The 14,965-nt window shown below is 41.6% G+C and carries 18 protein-coding genes; 10 read left to right on the top strand and 8 right to left on the bottom strand.

Annotation, left to right across the window (positions count from 1 at the left end; all coding sequences use genetic code 11):
* The first annotated feature begins 158 nt into the window (after nucleotides 1-158).
* From N0M92_RS05035 to N0M92_RS05020, 4 genes are all read left to right on the top strand, one after another.
* A complete protein-coding gene (locus N0M92_RS05035; protein ID WP_260284720.1) occupies nucleotides 159-689 on the top strand; it encodes a hypothetical protein in 531 nt (176 codons plus the stop codon).
* A gap of 221 nt (nucleotides 690-910) precedes the next feature.
* Nucleotides 911-1,279, top strand: coding sequence for a cytochrome c550 (gene cccA / locus N0M92_RS05030; protein WP_260284719.1), 369 nt, complete (start codon nucleotides 911-913; stop codon nucleotides 1,277-1,279).
* 215 nt (nucleotides 1,280-1,494) lie between these two features.
* Nucleotides 1,495-2,202, top strand: coding sequence for a tRNA (adenine(22)-N(1))-methyltransferase (locus N0M92_RS05025; protein ID WP_260284840.1), 708 nt, complete (start codon nucleotides 1,495-1,497; stop codon nucleotides 2,200-2,202).
* Entirely contained in the window at nucleotides 2,199-3,317 is a 1,119-nt protein-coding gene (locus N0M92_RS05020) for a Nif3-like dinuclear metal center hexameric protein (RefSeq protein WP_260284718.1), read from the top strand. Before N0M92_RS05025 ends, N0M92_RS05020 begins: the two co-directional genes overlap by 4 nt.
* A gap of 47 nt (nucleotides 3,318-3,364) precedes the next feature.
* Here N0M92_RS05020 and N0M92_RS05015 read toward each other — a convergent pair whose 3' ends face one another.
* Together N0M92_RS05015 and vrrA are read right to left on the bottom strand one after the other, a co-directional pair.
* Entirely contained in the window at nucleotides 3,365-4,309 is a 945-nt protein-coding gene (locus N0M92_RS05015) for a 4-hydroxy-3-methylbut-2-enyl diphosphate reductase (RefSeq protein ID WP_260284717.1), read from the bottom strand.
* Between the two features lie 126 nt (nucleotides 4,310-4,435).
* Nucleotides 4,436-5,128: a VrrA/YqfQ family protein gene (gene vrrA, locus N0M92_RS05010; RefSeq protein ID WP_260284716.1), complete on the bottom strand. Its 693-nt coding sequence runs from the start codon at nucleotides 5,126-5,128 to the stop codon at nucleotides 4,436-4,438.
* 524 nt (nucleotides 5,129-5,652) lie between these two features.
* Here vrrA and N0M92_RS05005 point away from each other — a divergent pair.
* Together N0M92_RS05005 and N0M92_RS05000 are read left to right on the top strand one after the other, a co-directional pair.
* Entirely contained in the window at nucleotides 5,653-6,966 is a 1,314-nt protein-coding gene (locus N0M92_RS05005) for a DEAD/DEAH box helicase (protein WP_098369785.1), read from the top strand.
* 12 nt (nucleotides 6,967-6,978) lie between these two features.
* Nucleotides 6,979-7,875, top strand: a complete 897-nt coding sequence (locus tag N0M92_RS05000) for a deoxyribonuclease IV (protein WP_260284715.1) — start codon at nucleotides 6,979-6,981, stop codon at nucleotides 7,873-7,875.
* A gap of 98 nt (nucleotides 7,876-7,973) precedes the next feature.
* On the opposite strand, the gene N0M92_RS04995 is transcribed toward N0M92_RS05000, so the two are convergent.
* On the bottom strand, nucleotides 7,974-8,234 hold the full coding sequence (locus N0M92_RS04995; RefSeq protein WP_260284714.1) for a DUF2624 domain-containing protein: 261 nt from the start codon (nucleotides 8,232-8,234) through the stop codon (nucleotides 7,974-7,976).
* A gap of 214 nt (nucleotides 8,235-8,448) precedes the next feature.
* Between N0M92_RS04995 and N0M92_RS04990 the strand changes: the two genes are divergently transcribed.
* The 3 genes from N0M92_RS04990 to N0M92_RS04980 are packed head-to-tail and all read left to right on the top strand — an operon-like array spanning nucleotide 8,449 to nucleotide 10,509.
* Nucleotides 8,449-9,213 carry a metal ABC transporter ATP-binding protein gene (locus N0M92_RS04990; RefSeq protein WP_260284713.1) on the top strand — a complete coding sequence of 255 codons (765 nt, stop codon included), beginning with the start codon at nucleotides 8,449-8,451 and terminating at the stop codon, nucleotides 9,211-9,213.
* A gap of 21 nt (nucleotides 9,214-9,234) precedes the next feature.
* Nucleotides 9,235-10,068, top strand: coding sequence for a metal ABC transporter permease (locus N0M92_RS04985; protein WP_260284712.1), 834 nt, complete (start codon nucleotides 9,235-9,237; stop codon nucleotides 10,066-10,068).
* 15 nt (nucleotides 10,069-10,083) lie between these two features.
* Nucleotides 10,084-10,509 (top strand): Fur family transcriptional regulator, encoded by a 426-nt coding sequence (locus N0M92_RS04980; protein ID WP_034308449.1) that lies wholly within the window; start codon nucleotides 10,084-10,086, stop codon nucleotides 10,507-10,509.
* Between the two features lie 36 nt (nucleotides 10,510-10,545).
* Here N0M92_RS04980 and N0M92_RS04975 read toward each other — a convergent pair whose 3' ends face one another.
* Complete coding sequence (locus N0M92_RS04975; RefSeq protein ID WP_260284711.1) at nucleotides 10,546-11,130, bottom strand: 5' nucleotidase, NT5C type; 585 nt, start codon at nucleotides 11,128-11,130, stop codon at nucleotides 10,546-10,548.
* A gap of 166 nt (nucleotides 11,131-11,296) precedes the next feature.
* On the opposite strand from N0M92_RS04975, the gene N0M92_RS04970 reads away from it, so the two are divergent.
* The gene (locus N0M92_RS04970) at nucleotides 11,297-11,767 is read left to right on the top strand and encodes a DUF4190 domain-containing protein (protein WP_260284710.1); all 471 of its coding nucleotides are present in this window, start codon (nucleotides 11,297-11,299) and stop codon (nucleotides 11,765-11,767) included.
* A gap of 93 nt (nucleotides 11,768-11,860) precedes the next feature.
* Here the strand turns inward: N0M92_RS04970 and ispG are convergent, their stop codons facing one another.
* The 4 genes from ispG to N0M92_RS04950 form a co-directional block, all read right to left on the bottom strand.
* Entirely contained in the window at nucleotides 11,861-12,973 is a 1,113-nt protein-coding gene (gene ispG / locus N0M92_RS04965) for a flavodoxin-dependent (E)-4-hydroxy-3-methylbut-2-enyl-diphosphate synthase (RefSeq protein ID WP_260284839.1), read from the bottom strand.
* A 212-nt stretch (nucleotides 12,974-13,185) separates the two neighbouring features.
* Nucleotides 13,186-13,518 carry a LysM peptidoglycan-binding domain-containing protein gene (locus tag N0M92_RS04960; protein ID WP_260284709.1) on the bottom strand — a complete coding sequence of 111 codons (333 nt, stop codon included), beginning with the start codon at nucleotides 13,516-13,518 and terminating at the stop codon, nucleotides 13,186-13,188.
* 119 nt (nucleotides 13,519-13,637) lie between these two features.
* Entirely contained in the window at nucleotides 13,638-13,766 is a 129-nt protein-coding gene (locus N0M92_RS04955) for an anti-repressor SinI family protein (protein ID WP_260284708.1), read from the bottom strand.
* A 362-nt stretch (nucleotides 13,767-14,128) separates the two neighbouring features.
* A complete protein-coding gene (locus tag N0M92_RS04950) occupies nucleotides 14,129-14,896 on the bottom strand; it encodes a DUF1189 domain-containing protein (protein WP_260284707.1) in 768 nt (255 codons plus the stop codon).
* Nucleotides 14,897-14,965 lie beyond the last annotated feature (69 nt).

Genomic DNA, 14,965 nt, shown 5'->3' with positions numbered 1-14,965 from the left:
TTGAATGCCTAGCGTTCGGGAGCGGCTCTTTTTTTAATTTTGATGTAAAAATATCCTTGAAAGAACAATACGTATCCATTTTTCCGTATAATGGAATCGGAAACAATTTACATAACTAAAAAGCTAAGCCGTTAAAAAGTGATGAGGAAGTGAGATCCATGGATGAGATGAGAAAGAAAATCATCATTCAAGAAATAAACTCCTGGAAGGAAAGCCGTATGCTTCCAGAACAATATTGTAATTATCTGCTTGCATTATACTGTCAAGGCGAACAGCCGCCATCTAAATCGATTAAAACCGAGAGCAAAAAAAACGACATCTTTTCAGGGCTGTTGATTGGGGCCCTTTTTGCATTTATTGTATTTTTGAATTATTTTACTGAAATACCCATAAGAATGCAAATGCTTATGACAACAATTTCAATACTTGTCTTTTGGCTGGCGGTCCGCCGCTTTAACGGCAGGAAGATCATTTTTCAAATGTCGTTGATGGGAATGGTGCTATCATTGCTTTTACTAACCATCAGTTTTGCGGAATTCATGGCACCCGGCAAAGTAGGTATCCTTTATATTTGCTTGTTCATTAATTGCGGAATCTGGATACTAATGGGCAAAAAACTGAAGCTGCTCCATTTTTCCATAGCGGGAGGCCTGGGAGCACTTGTCATTCTTTACTTTTTATTAATATAACCAGCGGTTTTAAATGATGAATTTAGGGTACTATGAACATATGTAAGAAAAAGTAAAATGTTTGGAAATATACATAAGTTTTTGACAATTTTAAGAAATTATATAATATCTTCTATTTTTGGGCTTTTACTTGAAACTCTTTTCAAGTAAAATAATATATAGTTGTTTGTATATAATATTAATTATGGTAAGTTTAGGTTCTACATAGGGGAGGAAATACTATGAATCGCAATCCAGTAATGCCTTTTATTATTATCATGGTTTTTGGTATTGGACTTATGTTTTTACTTTCGTTTAAAGGTTTGGGTGATGCCAAAGATCTTGCTAAGGAAAAAGAGGGCGGCGAAAAGACAGAAGAAACAGAAAATGCCTCAGCATCACCTGAGGACATTTATAAGCAAAACTGTATCTCTTGTCATGGTGACGCCTATCAAGGCGGTGTAGGGCCTGCTCTAAAAGGAGTTGGCGATCGTCTGTCGGTGGACGAGGTTAAAGAAGTGATCACTAATGGACGAGGTGCAATGCCGCCAGGTCTAGTCGAAGAACAGAATATTGACGCCATGGCCGAATATATTCATGGACTGAAATAAGTCATGAAACTGACTCAAGAAATCGTTGGAAAGCGAGCTTTTTGAGTCAGTTTTTCATTTTTCGGAAAAGGGAGATTCCAGGTGGAAGATTTCTTTTGCCAACTGATAGAAAGGGCCACATTTCTCCTATCTGTAATTTTTCGATTGAACTTGGTATAATCGAATGGGAAACTTATTATAGTAAGACATTATTTGAATTAAGAGAGTTGATAAATATGAATCATGAAAAACTATCGATGAGATTAGAACGTGTTGCCATACATATACCAAAAGGAAGCATTCTAGCAGATATAGGTTCAGACCATGCTTACTTACCGTGCTATGCGGTGACTAACGGCTTGTGTGACAGCGCTATAGCAGGTGAGGTTGTAGAAGGTCCCTATCAGTCGGCACGCAAGCAAGTGGCAATGACGGGGCTTGGGGACAAGATAGAAGTCCGTAAAGGAGACGGGCTTGAAGTATTGAATCCTGATGAAGCGACATGCATTACGATTGCCGGCATGGGTGGAACGTTAATATCAAGTATATTGGAAAGCGGAAAAGGAAAACTCGGCAAGGCAGAAAGGCTTATCCTTCAGCCTAATGTAGGTGCAGCGAATGTTCGCAGCTGGTTAATCGAAAACGGCTGGGAACTTAGTGGAGAGGAAATCCTTGAAGAAGATGGGAAAATCTACGAGATCTTAATTGCGAAAAAAGGAGAACCGCTCCGCCCTTATGGGGTGAACAAGCAAGTCGGCCTCACTTTCGGTCCATACTTAAGAGAGCAATTCAGTGACATTTTCATAAAAAAATGGCAGCTTGAGAAAAAACATTTGGAAAGAATCATCGAACAATTGGATGAAAGCGGAAGAAGCGGACTGGAAACGAAGCGCAATGAATTAACATCTCAGATTTCAGTAATTGAGGAGGTGCTTAAAGGGTGAAGACAGTGAATGGCCACGAAATCATTGAAACGTTTGAACAATTCTCCCCAAAGTATTATGCAATGGAGGGAGATCCAATCGGGCTGCATGTCGGGCAGCTCAATAAGTCGGTTACTAAAGTGCTGATTGCCCTTGATGTGCTGGAAGAGGTTGTAGACGAAGCGATAGAACATGGCGTGGAATTGATCATCGCCCACCATCCGCTTATTTACCGACCATTGAAAAAGATCGATACAAACGCAGCTGGAGGCCGAATCATCGAGAAGCTGATCAAACATGATATCGCTGTTTATGCTGCACATACCAATTTGGATGTTGCTAAGGGCGGAGTGAATGATTTACTTGCCGAAGCGCTACAATTGCAGGATACAGAGGTATTGATTCCGACTTATGAGACAGCTCTAAAGAAATTGGTCGTATATGTTCCAAAGACTGACGAACAAAAGGTGAGGGATGCCCTAGGTAAGGCAGGGGCCGGAGCGATCGGGAACTACAGCAATTGTTCGTTTTCCGGGGAAGGGACCGGACGCTTCTTGCCAGGTGAAGGCAGTGAACCGGTAATTGGCTCTAAAGGTAAGCTTGAAGAGGTAGCTGAAATGAGGATTGAAACGATATTCCCGGAAAATATCGAGAAGAAAGTGCTAGCTGCGATGATTAAAGCCCATCCATATGAAGAAGTTGCTCACGATATATATAAACTGGAGAACAAAGGTGAGTCTCTTGGATTAGGAAAGATTGGTGTACTTGCTGAAGAGATGACACTCGAACAATTTTCCGAACATGTGAAGCGGACTCTCGATGTTGAAAGGGTGCGTGTCGTTGGAGATTTGCAAAGTCCGATAAAAAAAGTGGCCGTTTTGGGCGGAGACGGCAATAAATACTTTACGACAGCGAAATTCAAGGGGGCTGATGTTTACGTTACAGGTGATATGTATTACCATACAGCCCATGACGCGATGATGATTGGATTGAATATTGTGGATCCGGGCCACAATGTTGAAAAGGTGATGAAAAAAGGTGTTGCACGAATCCTTGAAAAAATGTGCCGCGAAAAGAACTACGATGTTGAATTCATTCCATCCCGGCTGAATACAGACCCTTTCCGCTTCATTTAAATAACACGAAAAAGGCAGCCCTTAGTGGCTGCCTTTGTTTTTGTGCATCATTTCTTCACTTTAATTTTTGGTAAAATCTTATGCAATGGCGTTTTCTTTTCGGTATTCCAAGTCGATTCATCATTTGCTTCATATTGCTCTAGAAATGTGATGACTTCCTTCGTGATCGGAGTTGGTGTAGAAGCCCCCGAAGTGACGGCAACCGTTTCTGCATCCTTTAGCCATTCAAGGTCCAGCTCGGAAATGTCGGCGATTCGATAAGCTCTCGTACCGGCAATCTCTAGGGATACTTGTGCAAGACGGTTTGAATTATTACTCTTGGGATCTCCGACAACGATTAAAACATCAGCTTCGCCAGCTTGCTCGGCAACCGCTTCTTGGCGAACCTGTGTCGCTAAACAAATTTCCTTATGGACTTCGGCATGCGGGAACTTTTCCTTGACCTTATCCATGATATCCAAAACATCCCATTGGCTCATCGTTGTTTGATTGGTGACGATGATCTTATCACTATTCAAAGTCAAGGCTTCCACATCTTCATCCTTTTGAACCAGGTGAACGACATCAGGGGCAACTCCGACAGCACCTTCTGGTTCCGGATGGCCTTTTTTGCCAATATAAATGATTTGATAGCCTTCCGCTTGTTTTTCCCGAATTAAGTCATGTGTTGCGGTAACATCGGGACATGTTGCATCGAGTGTCACAAGCCCTTTTTTCTCAGCGATCTTCCTAATCTCAGGTGAAACGCCGTGAGCAGTAAAGATGACGGTTCCGCTGTCCACCTGTTCGATGATATCGTTGCGGTTGCTTCCGTCCAACGTGATGATGCCTTCTTCTTCGAACGCATCCGTCACATGTTTGTTATGCACGATCATTCCTAAAATGTAAATGGGACGTGGCAAGGTTTTATCTAAAGCCGCATTTCGGGCGATGACCATGGCATCGACAACGCCATAACAATAGCCGCGCGGGGAAATTTTAATCACTTTCATCTATGTGTCCTCCTTCAAGGCAAGAAACTCCCACTTTTTATACCTTTCTATTATATAAGACCATAGATGATATTACAAAACATCATATTTACATAAAATCAGTTATTGGAAAAATTTTTGCAGACATTATATATAAAGCTTGGGTCCGGATGACCTTTCCCTTTTCGCTTCGGTACGAACTTTGGCGATGGGGCTAGCTTTTTTAGCTTTATCTTTTTTCTTCGAATCCGTTTTTACCTCACTGCTTTTTTGTTCCTCAACCTTTGGCCCGCTTTCAACGGTAGCTCCCGCGTCCTTGGTCTCATCGGCTGATGATATGCTCCTGAAAACTTTCCACATGGAAGGCAGATTTTTAATCACTGGCCCGTATTGTTCCACCATAGGCGTGAATTGTTCCGCGGCCTGCAACACTTTTTGCGTGTTGGAAAGCATATTATTAAGTGAATCGGGGTTTTTTAATGTTTCGAAAATACCGCCTCCGCTGCTTCTTGAAGAGCTTTTGTTAGTGGAAGCGGCTGGCGCAAACAAATTGGGTGAAGCTCCTTTTTGTTTCGACTTACCGAGTATTTTTGACAATAGCCCCTCTTTCTTTGCTGGCGGCATTTCCTGCCGCTGCGGTTGGGAGAAAGGGCCTCGGAAACCTTTAGGTCCCTGTTGCTGTGGCATCTGCGGTCTGTTTTGGACCATCGGCCTCTGCATCTGCTGATAAGGATGGGGAATTTGCCGCGGCTGTCTGAAAGGAGCAGGTTGCTGCTGCATCCCTCGGCCATTGGGTGGCTGAAAACCGGGTCCGGGTTGACGATTTCTATTTGGGAACATAGGTTTCACCTCCTCAGTTTTTATATGCGATATACTCTTCTATATAAATTATGCAAATCGGCAAAAAAGGTTTGAGGAAAGAGTGACTGGGCAGTTGTGAAGTAACCGGAAAGAAGGTAAGATGGTAACGGTAGTCTTTTTAGCTCCATGTCTGCGGGGGATACGCTATGACCAGGACAGGGGCTTTTCGTTTGCAAGAGTCCATTTTAAGAGAACTAACCTTAGCGCATGCGCTTTTGTGATTTAAGTAAATGGGTCACAGGGAAAAAAGTAGATGGCCTGACCATTATGGGGCAATCCCTATTTTCTTCACGAGCAACCCCAGGCGCTTGCGCTTTTTGTGTAATCCAGCTTCAGCGCCTAGCTCGTTGTGAAAAAGAAGATTTCCCTCACAAGGCAAAAAGCGCCTTATGGGGCAATCCCTATTTTCTTCACGAGCAACCCCAGGCGCTTGCGCTTTTTGTGTAAAATTTATTATAATAACAGGACATGTCTAATGACTGACAGGGTAAAGGAGTTTTTTGATGAAACAAAATCAATTTGAACGATTTAATTTGAAAAGCTACATTCTAGATGCGGTTCGTACTTTAGGGTTCGATAAGCCGACGGAAATTCAAGAGCGCGTGCTTCCGTCGCTTTTAAAGGGAAGTAGCTTAATTGGCCAGTCGCAAACAGGTACAGGAAAGACACATTCCTATTTGCTGCCGATCATGAACAGGCTTGATGCTGGTAAAAATGAGGTTCAAGCGATTATTTCCGCACCAACCCGTGAGTTAGCGAACCAAATCTACAAAGAAGCTTTGAAAATTGCTGACCATTTCCCTGAGGATGAGCAGATTCAAGTCCGTTGTTTCATCGGTGGCACTGATAAACAGCGAATGATAGATAAATTGAAGACACAGCCACAATTGGTAATTGGTACGCCGGGCCGGATCAAGGATTTGGTTGAAGCTCAGGCATTACAGGTGTATACAGCTAAAATGCTTGTAGTCGATGAAGCGGACCTTATGCTAGACATGGGATTCATTGAAGATGTCGATTTATTTGCATCACGTATGGCTGAAAAAATTCAAATGCTTGTCTTTTCAGCAACCATTCCAGAAAAATTGAAGCCGTTTTTGAATAAATATATGGAGAATCCAAAGTATGTTCAAGTGAATCCCAAGCAAGCGACAGCTTCGAAAATTGAACATGTTCTTATACCGCTTCGCCACCGTAACAAAGAGCAGTTACTTCATGATATCATCGTTCGTTATAATCCATATTTGGCGATTGTTTTCACGAACACAAAGAAAATGGCGGATCATGTGGCTAATTCCTTGAGCGAAAAAGGATTGAATGTCGGCCGAATTCATGGGGATTTAACGCCTCGTGAGCGTAAAAAAATGATGAAGCAAATCAATGATTTGGAGTATCAATTCATCGTTGCGACAGATCTGGCTTCCCGTGGAATCGATATTGAAGGTGTAAGTCATATCATTAACTATGAATTGCCTTCAGACTTGGACTTTTATATCCATAGGACGGGTAGGACCGCTCGTGCAGGATATTCAGGCATTGCCACTACCATATACGATACTTCCGATGAAGATTCATTGAACCGCCTTGAAAAAATGGGCATTCAGTTCCGTGATGCCGATATCCAAAACGGTGATTGGGTTGATATCGACGAACGTAATAAACGAAAAAACCGTAAAAAACAAAAATCTGATATTGATGTTAAAGCGAGCAGGCACGTCAAGAAGCCAACTAAAGTTAAGCCAGGATACAAGAAGAAAATTCAACGAGATGTGGAAAACTTTAAAAAACGCGAACGTCGTATACAGAGAAAGAAATAGGGGAGAAATCAGATGCTGAAGATTGGATCGCATGTTTCAATGAGCGGGAAAGGTATGCTTCTTGCTGCGAGTCAAGAAGCGGCTTCGTATGGCTCCAACACATTCATGATCTATACAGGAGCCCCTCAAAACACAAGACGTAAAAAAATCGAGGATTTAAATATCGAAGCCGGAAGACTGCATATGGAGGAGAATGGAATCAGCGATATCGTAGTCCATGCTCCATATATCATTAACATAGGAAATACCACGAATCCAGCCACATATGAGCTTGGAGTCAACTTTTTACGCAGCGAAATCGATCGGACCGAAGCGATTGGCGCAAGGCAAATCGTACTTCATCCAGGTGCTCATGTTGGTGCAGGCAGTGAACTGGGGATCAAGAGAATCATCGAGGGTTTGAATGAAGTGCTGACTGCCGACGATAAAGTTCAGATTGCCCTTGAAACGATGGCGGGTAAAGGTTCTGAATGTGGCAGGTCTTTCGAGGAGCTGGCGATGATCATTGATGGTGTAACCCATAATGAAAAATTATCGGTATGCTTCGATACTTGCCATACTCATGATGCCGGATATAACATCATCGAGGATTTTGATGGCGTACTGAATGAATTCGATAAATTGGTCGGTGTTGATCGTATCAAGGTCCTTCATATAAACGATAGCAAAAACGAACGCGGTACCCGTAAGGACCGTCATGAAAACATTGGATTTGGTCATATTGGCTTTAAGGCGTTGAATGATATTGTGCACCATCCTCAATTAAGCACTGTTCCGAAAATCCTGGAAACACCTTATGTAGGGGAAGACAAAAAAGACAAAAGGGCACCTTATAAATTCGAAATTGATATGTTCAAGAATAATCAATTTGAAGAAGATTTATTGGAAAAGATCAGGTTCCAACAATAGTCATTATAGAAAAGGACGATTCATTGAAATGAAGATGAATCGTCCTTTCATTTTGCATTTGGATTAAGTATGCTCAAATAGCAACAGGCATAAGATCTTTAAAAAGTGGAAGTAAGGTTGTTGAAGAGGGATTCTATCTCCCTGGCTGTGCTTGCACCGGCAACTTTTGTAATTTGACCAAGTACGTTCTGTCTTTGACGTATATCAAAAATGTTAATATTTTTACCGGCTAGAAGTACAGTGATATCCTGTGCCTGTTTTTGAGTGAGTGCAACCTTATGCTGTTTAGCAAGGGAAAGCAGTTCACCGGGGCGTATATTGTTGATTTTATGATTGACCATCATTTCAAATAATTTCAAACGATCTCCTCCTTTGTTAAAACATATGAAGGAGGACGGCGGATGTGAACATGAAACTTCGTTTTGGTTACGGTAAATTGGTTCAGATGACATTTTTTTGTGTTTCGGGGTGTATCGGCACATGTTAAGAAGACCGGATTCTTTACAACTGGACTTCTTTGATTTATACTAACGATTGTTAATCGTAATGATTCTTAAAAAATAGGTGATCTCTTTGGACAATGTAGTAAACCCCATAGTTAAATTTGAAGATATATCTTACAAATATACAAAAGATCTAGTGCTGGAACATGTTTCACTTGAAATTCCCAGAGGGTCCTTCTTAGCTATCGTCGGGCCGAATGGATCCGGTAAGTCAACGCTTTTGAAGTTGTTGCTTGGTCTGTTTAAGCTCCAAAAGGGCAAAATTCAAATATTCGGGGAAGACATACGACGCTTTAAAGATTGGCAAAAGGTCGGGTTCGTTTCCCAAAAGGCGAATTCCTTCAACTCAGGATTCCCTGCCACTGTTTTTGAAGTGGTTCAGAGCGGTTTGACCAAAAAAATTGGCTTGTTTAAGTTTGCAGGCAAAGAGGATAAGCAAAAGGTGAAGAAGGCTTTGGAATCCGTGGATATGCTTGAATATCAAAACCGTAATATCGGGGAATTGTCCGGAGGCCAACAGCAAAGGGTATTCATTGCCCGTTCACTGGTCAGCGAACCGGAATTGATGATATTGGATGAACCTACGGTTGGCGTTGATTCAAAAAACGTCCATCAATTTTATGAAATGCTTGAGATGTTGAATAAAAAATTAGGAATAACCCTGATTTTAGTAACACATGATGTTGGTACTGTGACCGATAAAGTCACGCATGTCGCCTGCTTGAATAAAAAGCTTCATTTTCATGGGGATGCCCGTGAATATAATGAATTGGATGAAGGTGAGCTCTCGTCCATCTATGGACATGGGGTCCAATTTTTAAATCATGATCATTAATATGTTTTGGAGGATAGCCCAATGATATCGGGGATATTGCAATTTGAATTTTTGCAGAACGCATTCTTGACCGGAATCATCATCGGAGCGATTGCGCCATTAGTGGGCGTTTTTGTCGTGGTAAGGCGGATGTCGATGATTTCCGATGCGCTCAGTCATGTAGCGCTTGCTGGTATAGCGTTTAGTTTATTGCTGCAGAAGAGCTTTCTATCTTTAGCAGGATTGAATCCACTTTATATTGGAATGGCGTTTTCTGTAGGTGGTTCATTATTCATTGAAAAATTAAGAGGGGTGTACAAGCATTACCAAGAGCTTGCAATCCCGATCATAATGTCCGGAGGCATGGGTCTTAGTGTCATTTTCATATCCATTGCAGATGGCTTCAATACCGATTTATATGGTTATTTATTCGGCAGTGTCAGTGCCGTCAGCCGGGCGGACCTGTATGTCATTTTGGCAGTGGGGTTAATCGTAACCTTGATGCTTACCTTATTGTATAAAGAATTATTTCTGTTATCTTTTGATGAAGAGCATGCCAAAGCGTCTGGAATACCGTATAAAGCGATACATTTTATTTTTATTGTCATGGTCGCACTGGTCATTGCGGCTTCCATGAAAATCATTGGCATATTACTTGTTTCTTCGCTCATGACGCTTCCGGTAGCAGCTAGTCTCCGCTTTGCGAAGGGCTTTAAGCAAATGATCGGTTATTCGGTATTATTCGGTGAAGTTTCTGTCATTGGCGGACTATTCTTATCATACAACCTTGACCTCGCTCCTGGTGGGACCATTGTAATAATAGCTGTACTAATTCTCATCTTGTCAATTTTGTTTGATAAGTGGAAAAATCGATAGATGGGGTGATGTATTTTGAACGTAACTACTGCCATGCAACTTTTAAAAGATAAAGGTTTTAAGCATACAGGAAAGAGGGAAGAAATGCTTCAGCTTTTCTCTTCCAGTGATAAATATTTAACGGCCAAAGATGTATTGGAGAATATGAAGCAGGATTATCCAGGATTAAGCTTCGATACGATTTACAGGAACCTTTCCTTATTTGTCGAACTTGGCATCTTTGAAGCGACCGAGTTGGAAGGGGAAAAGCGTTTTCGTTTTACATGCGGTCATTCTTCCCACCATCACCATTTCATCTGTTTGAATTGTGGAAAAACGAAAGAAATCGAACTGTGCCCGATGCAGGAACTTCAGGAAAGCTTGAAGGACTACGATGTTTCGGGGCATAAATTTGAAATTTACGGACGCTGTCCCGCATGTAGCGTATCTTTGGAAGCATAAAAACCATTGACCTCCAGTCAATGGTTTTTTCTTGTCTCATTTTATACTCGCCACTTTCCCTGAAATCCAATTATTCACCCAGGCTGAGGCTTCTTGCCAATTGTTGACCCGAATCACCCTTTCAGGCACGGGATCTTGGTTGTAGGGGGTATTAAATAAAATCACGGGTATTTTACACTCTTCCGAAATCGCCACTGCGTTATCGTGCTTGTCCTCTAAAAAGAGATCGACTTCGAACTTTTTGGCTGCAGCAATCTTATCATGTGAACCTACAAGTTCTATATGATCATATAGGACTTGATTAGTCGTGAACCAATCCTTCGTTACATCCAATAGACGGGTGCTCCTGGCACTGATGAAATAAAGGTTGGCTTGTTCTGTCCATTTTTCCAATACATCTTTCGCACCCTCAGCCAATAATGATTCGGAATAGATGAGTGGTTCGGTCTCAATGAACCATTTAGTGAAATCCTCTTTTGGAACATTCACGAAAGGGAATAAGTCATATTCGGTAATGTCTTCATAAGCTAAATTCAGCTGAAAAGCTTTATTTAAAAAAGGGACCATGGAATCAGGTCTTGTGACAGTTCCGTCTATATCGATGCCAAAACGTTTTTTCATGATGAATCTCTCCTCATTTTCAATACTTGTAATAGTGTAACATATCCCCTCAGAGCTTTGGTAAAAACCCGTATTTATTTCCAAGACATGAAACCATTTTCACGATGGTTCCTGCAATTTTTACATACACTATAAATGCTTCACAAACGAAAGTGAGGGATGCGCGATGGAAAAAGATCAATACTCCAGTATCGACGATGAAATGCAATTGGCGAAAGAGGGCAGTGAACCAACCGTTGTGGATGATCAGCATCATGAACGGTATTATAATGAAGATACACCTGAAGATGACAGACGATATGAGAGTCGTGGGTCCATAACGAATATGGATAACCGGTATCAGGAAGAAACGTCTGCTGAGATTTCAACACCACCTCAGCGAATCGGGTCATATAGAAATGATGAACCTGTAGAGGATAATGGTTCGGGGGATGTGGCATCAAGAGGAAAAGCGATTGGTGTCATATCATTGATCATCTCCATTTTATCGTTATTCATGATGCCTTTCATTTTAGGGATTGTAGGTATCATTGTAGGAATAGTGGCCAGAAGCCGAGGGTCGAACCTGGGTACCTGGGCCATCGGCATAGGTGCAGTCTCCATCATCGTTGCCATATTCATCCTGCCGTTCTTTTAGCTTCATTAAACCCTTTGATGTCATTATGCATCAAAGGGTTTTTCAAATAAAACAAAAAAATCCCGATCATGAAAATTCGGGATTTTTTTCGTTTTATTTATTTAATGTAGCTGCAGCAGCAGCTTCGGCTCTTTGTTTTTCATAGTACTCTTCAGCGATTTTGTCAATTTCCTTTTTCAGTTCTTCGACCATCGTCTCTTCAGGCACTTTACGTACGATTTGACCTTTTCTAAACAGTAAACCTTCACCTCGGGCCCCGGCAATGCCGATATCCGCCTCACGGGCTTCTCCAGGTCCGTTTACCGCACAACCAAGCACTGATACCTTGATTGGTGCTTTAATCGTCTGGATGTACTCTTCAACCTCATTGGCGATGGAAATCAAATCAATCTCGATTCGGCCGCAAGTAGGGCAGGAAATTAAAGTGGCCATGTTAGACGCAAGGCCAAATACTTTTAGAAGCTCCCTTGCCACCTTCACCTCTTCGACAGGATCGGCACTTAAGGAAACACGCATCGTGCTCCCGATACCTTGACTTAGGATGGCACCTAGTCCGGCAGCGCTTTTTACGGTCCCGGAGAACAGTGTTCCTGATTCCGTAATTCCAAGATGTAAAGGATAATCGAATGCTTTTGAAGCTTTTTCATATGCTTCGATGGCTAAATTGACATCGGAAGCTTTCATGGAAACGATAATGTCATGAAAATCGAGGTCTTCCAGGATCTTGATATGGTGTAAAGCACTTTCCACCATTCCATCAGCAGTCGGGAAGCCATATTTCTCGATGATTTTCTTCTCGAGAGAACCAGCATTTACCCCGATTCGGATTGGGATTCCTTTAGCCTTTGCAGCTTTCACGACTGCTTCAACCTTTTCACGGCGTCCGATGTTACCAGGATTTATCCTGATTTTATCCGCTCCGCCTTCAATGGCCTTCAGAGCAAGTTTGTAATCGAAATGAATATCGACTACTAGAGGGATGTTTATCCGTTTTTTTATCTCAGAAATTGCATCAGCTGCCCTTTCATCCGGACAGGCGACACGTACGATTTGACATCCCGCTTCTTCAAGACGAAGGATTTCTGCAACCGTTGCTTCAACATCATGTGTTTTTGTCGTTGTCATGCTTTGTACGATAACTTCATTATTGCCGCCAATCGTTAAGTTTCCGACTTTAATTGGCCGCGTCTTGGTGCGATGTATGATTTCACTCAAGTGGAATTCTCTCCTTTAGGAAAAAATCAGTTTTGATTTTTAATTTGCTTCTCTGAAATATTGTATCAATGTACATACCGCTTGACAAGGAAATAGGTCACATAATCTTTTTTCAATATGAGATATTTCCTATTTCAGGATATACCTGGTGCTTGGAAATCCACTTTAATGGTTCTTGTGAAGGCGCAGATGCCTTTTGACAGTTATTTATAAACGGGTATCTTATATGTTTTGCCAATCTGCATATTTTCGGGTTTTAATCCTTCATTCAAACTTTGAAAGTCAGCGATGATCGTTTCGATTGGCTGATTGGATCCGTCTTTTTCCGTTTCAACAATGGAGAGTAAGGTATCCCCGGGTTTCATGGTGATTTCTTTATAAGCGGCAGATGGTGCGGATGCTGTCTGGCTGGCCGGCACGGCCGGTTCGCCTGTAGAGGCCGGTGGATGGGAAGCCGGCAGGGTACCCGTAGTCAAATCAAAATAAATAATGAATAAAGTGAAACAGAATGAGATAAAAAGCAGTAGCCGTTTCAATTTTCCATCCTCCCAAGCTTGTCTTTAATTCATCATACTTGGAGGGAACAAAAAATATGCCTAAAAATGGGCGGTTTTTTAAAATGGAATGTGAGATTGACCATTCATATCTATTTTGGTTATTGAGGAACATCCTTAATATTTGAATGTGTGCTAAGAAAGGAGCGAATTTCCTTTGGGGTCAGGCCGATCTTTTTTGCCTCCATTATGAGTAACAACCACTGTACATCAATATGACTCTCCTTCACGTCTATCACCTCTTAAATACTATTTCAAACATAAGTATAGGAATAACTTGGTGAGTATTTTGTCGAATTAAGTAGATATAAAAAAATGATTACTGTAGTCATATGCGGAAAGGCACGGATTAATCGATTTTATAAAAAAGCAAAAAGATCCGGAACAGGTGCGTCGGATCCTGGTTTGGAGGCTAATGAGTTCTATCTAAATTTAACATGTTGATAGAACCCGCGGGAGCAAAGAGGACCGCCAGCGGAAAGTCAGTGTCCTACGTTCCAATCAACGTTCGAATTTTACAAATCCATAAATACTGAAGGCAAACCCGATGAGAATCAAGTTTGCCTTCAGTATGAGTTCGAATCTTTTTAATTCAATTTCCAATCTTATTGGCTGATGTTTCTTTAATGGATAAATATAACATCATCAATGTCACAAACCAACTAATGATGGAAGCGAATGGTACAATTGCTTGGAAAGCATCCATGATGGTGAAGAATATGGTGGCAAGCGTTATGCTGTATGCACCGATTCTCCAAAGATGCCTATAGGAAAGTGGACGGCCAAGAGCATTTTTGAAAAAAAGACCGAAAGCGGCAAGGATTGTCACTTTAATGAAGATTCCGCTAGCAGTAAACAGGTATAATATAAGTAGAAGCAATGGAAGGATGATCGGCAGCACAGATTCCACTGAATCAAGCCAAGTGGATATTTCCTGATTATTTCCCTCCAGAACTGAATATGGAGAGGATTGCACGTTGCCTCCGGATACGAAAACCAGATCAGACTTTAAAAGCGCGACAGCCTCATCAGCTTTTGCAGCTACTTCTTCCGGGGTCAAGGTTCCCGTGCCATCTACAAAAATTTGATAGCCGTTTTTATTCAGGCTAAATGGCTCATCTTTTTCAGTCGTCAACGTGCCATTTTTGATTTCAAATGGCGGTAAGTCTTCGGATACTGTTTCGTGCATGGCATCTATCCCGTCAGCTACCATTGTACCGAAATAAAAAGCTGAAGGGAGAAAGGCGATGAGACTTATAAAGAAAACGAATAAAATCGTTTTCCCGATACCTTGGTTTTGAAAGGAAGCGATATCTTTAGGAGAATATAAGCTTACCCAAAGTTGTTTGAATATGTTCAATGTTTTCAGCACCTAACTATATAAGATTCCTAACCAATTTTAACTATATGGGAAAAATAAAACAACCTG

This window comes from Peribacillus aracenensis (assembly GCF_025175645.1).
Lineage (GTDB): Bacteria > Bacillota > Bacilli > Bacillales > DSM-1321 > Peribacillus > Peribacillus aracenensis.
The sequence above is the reverse complement of the archived record's forward strand: the minus strand, read 5'-3'. Positions and strand labels throughout refer to the sequence as shown.